Raw genomic sequence first — 4307 nt, 5'->3', positions numbered from 1 at the left:
ACTTCAACATGGAGCCGGGGAGCGCCGAATACCGGCGCATCGTCGGCAGCACGCCCTACCATCGGGGTGCGGTCTATCGCGACGGCTTCATCGATGCCGCCGCCGCTGCAAGCGAGCCGGTGGCCGATTTCCACACCCATGAAAAAATCATCGACGGCGGGCTGTCAAAGCGTCGGCTCGACCATTGCTTCGTCGGCGGCATGCTCGCCACGCGCGTGCGCTCGGTCGGCGCCGACATTGGCGAGATCGCGTCCGACCATTTTCCGCTGAGGGTCGATATTGACCTCGAAACGCCCTGCCTTGCCGCAGTCTCCGGAGGCGGATGAAGCGGGCATGACGCTTTTCGTCTTCTTCGCGGTTCTTAGCGCGGCCGCCATGCACGCGATCTGGAACGCACTGGTCAAGGTGCATCTCGACCGTTTCCTGTCGATCACGCTGATGACATTGGGCATGGGATTTGCCGCGCTGTTCGTGCTGCCCTTCGTCGAGTTCCCGAAGGCCGAAGTGTGGCCATTCATTCTCGCCTCGGTCTTCTTTCACATGGGCTACCGGACCTTCCTGATCGGCGCCTACAAGGCCGGCGATTTCGCCCAGACCTATCCGCTGGCGCGCGGTACTGCACCGCTGCTCTCCGCCCTTGGCGGTATGGTGGTGGTGCGGGAGGTTCCCGCGTCGCTCGCCATTCTCGGTATCCTGCTGTTGTCGGCCGGCACGCTGGTAATGTCGTTTCGCGGCGGCGTCCATCTGGAGCGGTTCAACCTGCGCGCGGTCAGCTTCGCGCTGGGCACGTCGATCTTCATCGCCAGCTATACGCTGTCCGACGGTAGCGGCGCGCGGCTGGCGGCGAACGCGCTGAGCTATGCCGCCTGGCTGTTCGTCTGCGACGCCGCGTGGGCGCTGGTGCTGTGTCTCATCTTCCGGGGGCCACAATCGCTGCCAGTGTTGGCGCGCGACTGGAAGGCCGGGCTGTTCACCGGCGTGCTCAGCGGCGCCGCCTACTGGATCGTCATGTGGGCGATGACCAAGGCGCCGATCGCCTCGGTGGCATCGCTGCGCGAGACCTCGATCCTGTTCGCCATGCTGATCTCGGTCGTCGCGCTGGGCGAGAAGATGACGCGCTGGCGCGGCGCCGCGGCGCTCAGCATCGTCGCCGGCGTCGTCGCATTGCGTCTGGGGTAATTTCTCGGCCGGTCAGTCGAGAATTTCCAGATCGACCACCATCAGCCCGTCGGTGCCGCCTTCGAGGGCGGCGACCAGCCGGGCGCCGGCACGCTGATGCGCCTCGTGCACCAGATAGGCGTCGCGGGCGGCGGCGTCGCGGAAGTCGATGGTGAAGCCATGGCTGAAGCCGCGCGCGAACGGTTCCGGACTGACATTGGCGCTGAACTGGACCTTGTCCATCCCTTCGATCGCCCAGCGCAAGGCTTCCAGATCGGCATGGATCGCCGCGCGTTCGGAGGCGTCGACGTCGTGGCGGAATCTGACAAAGACGCAGTGCCGGATCATGGCTCTCTCCTCAAGCGGCGCGGTTGCCGGAGAAAACGGCCGGCGGCAGAGGTTCGCGGCCAAGGATCAGGTCGGCGCCCTTTTCGCCGACCATGATGGTCGGCGCATTGGTGTTGGAGGAGGGAACGCGCGGCATCACCGAGGCGTCGCAGATGCGCAAGCCCTCGATGCCGCGCAGTCTCAGATCCGGCGTCACCACGGCCATTTCGTCATGCCCCATGCGGCAGGTGCCGACCGGATGATGGTCGGTCTTGGAACTGCGGCAGGCGTAGTCGAACAGGTCGCCGTCGCTCTGCAGGGCAGGGCCCGGAAGCACCTCGCGCAGCACGTAGGGGGCAAGCGCCTTCTGGCGCATGATCTCGCGCGCCAGCCGCAGCCCTTTGATCGACATGTCGCGATCGTAGGGATCGGACCAATAGTTCGGATCGATCAGCGGATGGTCGGCCGGGTCGGCGCTCTTCAACCGCACCGTGCCGCGCGAGCGCGGGCGCAGGAAGGCGGAATTCAAGGTGACGCCCGGATTCTTCAGCTTCTCGACACCGGCCTCGATGCCGGAGCCGAGGCCGAGATGGAACTGGATGTCGGGCGAAGCGGCGGTCGGGTCGGCGTACCAGAAGCCGCCGGTCTCGAACAGGCTGGAGGCCACCGGCCCCTTCTTCAGCAGCAGATATTGCAGGCCGGCCCACATCGTGCGGTGCAGCTTGGCATAGTTGTCATAGGTGTGGTCGCCGGTGCATTCGGCGATGACGAACAGGTCGAGATGGTCCTGCATGTTGGAGCCAACGCCGGGCAGGTCATGGATAGGCGTCACGCCGACCGACTTCAGATGATCGGCCGGTCCGATGCCCGACTGCATGAGAAGCTTGGGCGAGCCGATGGCGCCGGAGGAGACGACCACCTCGCGCTCGGCGCGCAGGATCGCAGGCTGACCGCCCGGTTTGTCGACGACCTCGACACCAACGGCGCGGCCCTTCTCGACGACGATGCGGGTGACCAGCACGTCTGTCCTGACGCTCAGGTTCCTGCGGGCGCGGATCGGCTTCAGATAGGCGACCGATGCGGACGAGCGCCGCGCATCCTTCTGGGTCAGCTGGTAGTAGCCGACGCCCTCCTGGCTGGCGCCATTGAAGTCCGGGTTGAAGGGGATGCCCATCTCCTGGCCGGCGCGGAAATAGGCCTCGCAGATCGGCAGCGGCGAGATCGGGTTGGAGACGCCGAGGGGCCCCTGGTCGCCATGGAAGTCGTTGGCGTAGCGCTGGTTGTTCTCGGCGCGCTTGAAATAGGGCAGCACGTCGCGATAGGCCCATCCAGCGAGGCCCTCTTCCTTCTCCCACGCGTCGTAGTCGCGGGCATTGCCGCGCGTGTAGATCTGGGCGTTGATCGAGGAGCCGCCGCCGACCACCTTGGCCTGCGTGTACCAGAAGACGCGGTCCTTCATGTGCTTCTGCGGCACGGTCGACCAGCCCCAGGAGGCGATGCCCTTGGTCATCTTGGCGAAGCCGGCCGGCATGTGGATCAGCGGATGCCAGTCCTTGCCGCCGGCTTCCAGCAGCAGCACCGAATTCGAGGGATCCTCGCTGAGCCGGTTGGCGAGAACGCAGCCGGCGGGACCGGCGCCAACGATGATGTAATCGGTCATTGTCTCATCCGTTCAGAGCCGCGGTATGGAGAGCGCACCGTCGACATTGATGATCGAGCCGGTCGAAAAGCCGAACTTGCCGCTGGCAAGCGCGGCCACCACGGCGCCGATATCCGATGCCTCGCCCCAGCGTCTGGCTGGCACCAGACCGCCTTCGATCAGCGCCTCATATTTGGCGGCAACGCCTGATGTCATGTCGGTGCGGATGATGCCAGGCCGCACCTCGAACACGCTGATCCCTTCGGCAGCGAGTCGCAGCGCCAGGGTTTTCACCCACATCGACAGGCCGGCTTTCGAGACGCAGTAGTCGGCGCGTTCCGGCGAGGCCGCTTCGGCGCTGACGGAAGTGATTGTGACGATCGATTTCGGGTGCTCGCCGAGTGTGCCAAGCATGGCCTTGGCGACGGCCTGGCTGAGGAACACCGTACCGCGCAGATTGATGCCGAGGGCGCGATCGAAGTTCTCCGGTTTCAGGTCCAGCAGATCACCGCGCACGACGGCGCCGACGCCGGCGTTGTTGACCAGGCAATCGATGCGGCCGAAGGCGCTCTTCGCGGTTTTGATCAACGCCGCGTGGCCCGCGAGATCGGCGATATCACAGCTTGCGTAGGCGAACTTCGAACCGCGCGCGGTGATATTCTTGGCAAGGCCATCGGCAGGCTTGTCGGCCAAGTCGGCGACGAGGATGTCGAAGCCGGCATCGGCCAATGCCTCGGCGCAGGCCAGTCCGATGCCCCGCGCGCCGCCCGTGATGATGGCCGCCGGGCGGGTCATGCGGCAAGCTCCGTCTTGCGGATGTGCTCGGCCACGCGCAGCGCCTGCGCCGCGATCGACAGCGCCGGGTTGACCGCGGCCGAGGTCGGCAGGAAGCCGCCATCGACGACGAACAGGTTCTGGTGGTCGTAAGCGCGGCAGAAGGGGTCGAGCGGCGAGGTTGCTGGGTCGTTGCCCATCTTCACCGTGCCGCACTGGTGCGAGGGCGTGCGCTTGTCGAAGGGACGCGACAGCACGATCGGATAACCGCAGGCGCGGAAATTTTCGCGCATCACCTTGGTCAGGCCTTCCAGCGACTGCATGTTGGAGCGCCGCCACTGCATGACGATGTCCTTGCCGTCGACCATGATGCGGCTTTCGGGATCGGGCAGGTCCTCGCTCATCAGGT

At 65.6% G+C, this 4307-nt stretch carries 5 protein-coding genes and 1 pseudogene; 2 read left to right on the top strand and 4 right to left on the bottom strand.

Translation table 11 applies throughout. The annotated features are described in order from the left end of the window. Together EN742_RS26065 and EN742_RS26060 are read left to right on the top strand one after the other, a co-directional pair. Window positions 1-326: pseudogene (locus tag EN742_RS26065) on the top strand (EEP domain-containing protein); the annotation flags it as partial. Window positions 327-333: 7 nt separating this feature from the next. After that, window positions 334-1179: an EamA family transporter gene (locus EN742_RS26060; protein WP_126058395.1), complete on the top strand. Its 846-nt coding sequence runs from the start codon at window positions 334-336 to the stop codon at window positions 1177-1179. 12 nt (window positions 1180-1191) lie between these two features. Here EN742_RS26060 and EN742_RS26055 read toward each other — a convergent pair whose 3' ends face one another. The 4 genes from EN742_RS26055 to EN742_RS26040 form a co-directional block, all read right to left on the bottom strand. Then, window positions 1192-1506, bottom strand: a complete 315-nt coding sequence (locus tag EN742_RS26055) for a Dabb family protein (protein WP_126058396.1) — start codon at window positions 1504-1506, stop codon at window positions 1192-1194. A 10-nt stretch (window positions 1507-1516) separates the two neighbouring features. After that, window positions 1517-3145 carry a GMC family oxidoreductase N-terminal domain-containing protein gene (locus EN742_RS26050; RefSeq protein ID WP_127421626.1) on the bottom strand — a complete coding sequence of 543 codons (1629 nt, stop codon included), beginning with the start codon at window positions 3143-3145 and terminating at the stop codon, window positions 1517-1519. A gap of 12 nt (window positions 3146-3157) precedes the next feature. Beyond that, a complete protein-coding gene (locus EN742_RS26045; protein ID WP_127404962.1) occupies window positions 3158-3919 on the bottom strand; it encodes a 3-ketoacyl-ACP reductase in 762 nt (253 codons plus the stop codon). Beyond that, window positions 3916-4307 (bottom strand): GMC oxidoreductase (locus tag EN742_RS26040; protein WP_148670255.1); only part of this gene is annotated, 392 nt, incomplete at its 5' end. The genes EN742_RS26045 and EN742_RS26040, both read right to left, overlap by 4 nt.

It is taken from the genome of Mesorhizobium sp. M4A.F.Ca.ET.020.02.1.1 (genome assembly GCF_004022645.1).
Classification (GTDB): Bacteria; Pseudomonadota; Alphaproteobacteria; order Rhizobiales; family Rhizobiaceae; genus Mesorhizobium.
Note: the sequence above shows the minus strand (reverse complement) of the source record. Positions and strands in the feature narration are given on the sequence as shown.

Coding starts and splice junctions, on each gene's coding strand:
- EN742_RS26060 (WP_126058395.1), top strand. CDS start 334: ATGACGCTTTTCGTCTTCTTCGCGGTTCTTAGCGCGGCCGCCATGCAC.
- EN742_RS26045 (WP_127404962.1), bottom strand. CDS start 3,919: ATGACCCGCCCGGCGGCCATCATCACGGGCGGCGCGCGGGGCATCGGA.
- EN742_RS26050 (WP_127421626.1), bottom strand. CDS start 3,145: ATGACCGATTACATCATCGTTGGCGCCGGTCCCGCCGGCTGCGTTCTC.
- EN742_RS26055 (WP_126058396.1), bottom strand. CDS start 1,506: ATGATCCGGCACTGCGTCTTTGTCAGATTCCGCCACGACGTCGACGCC.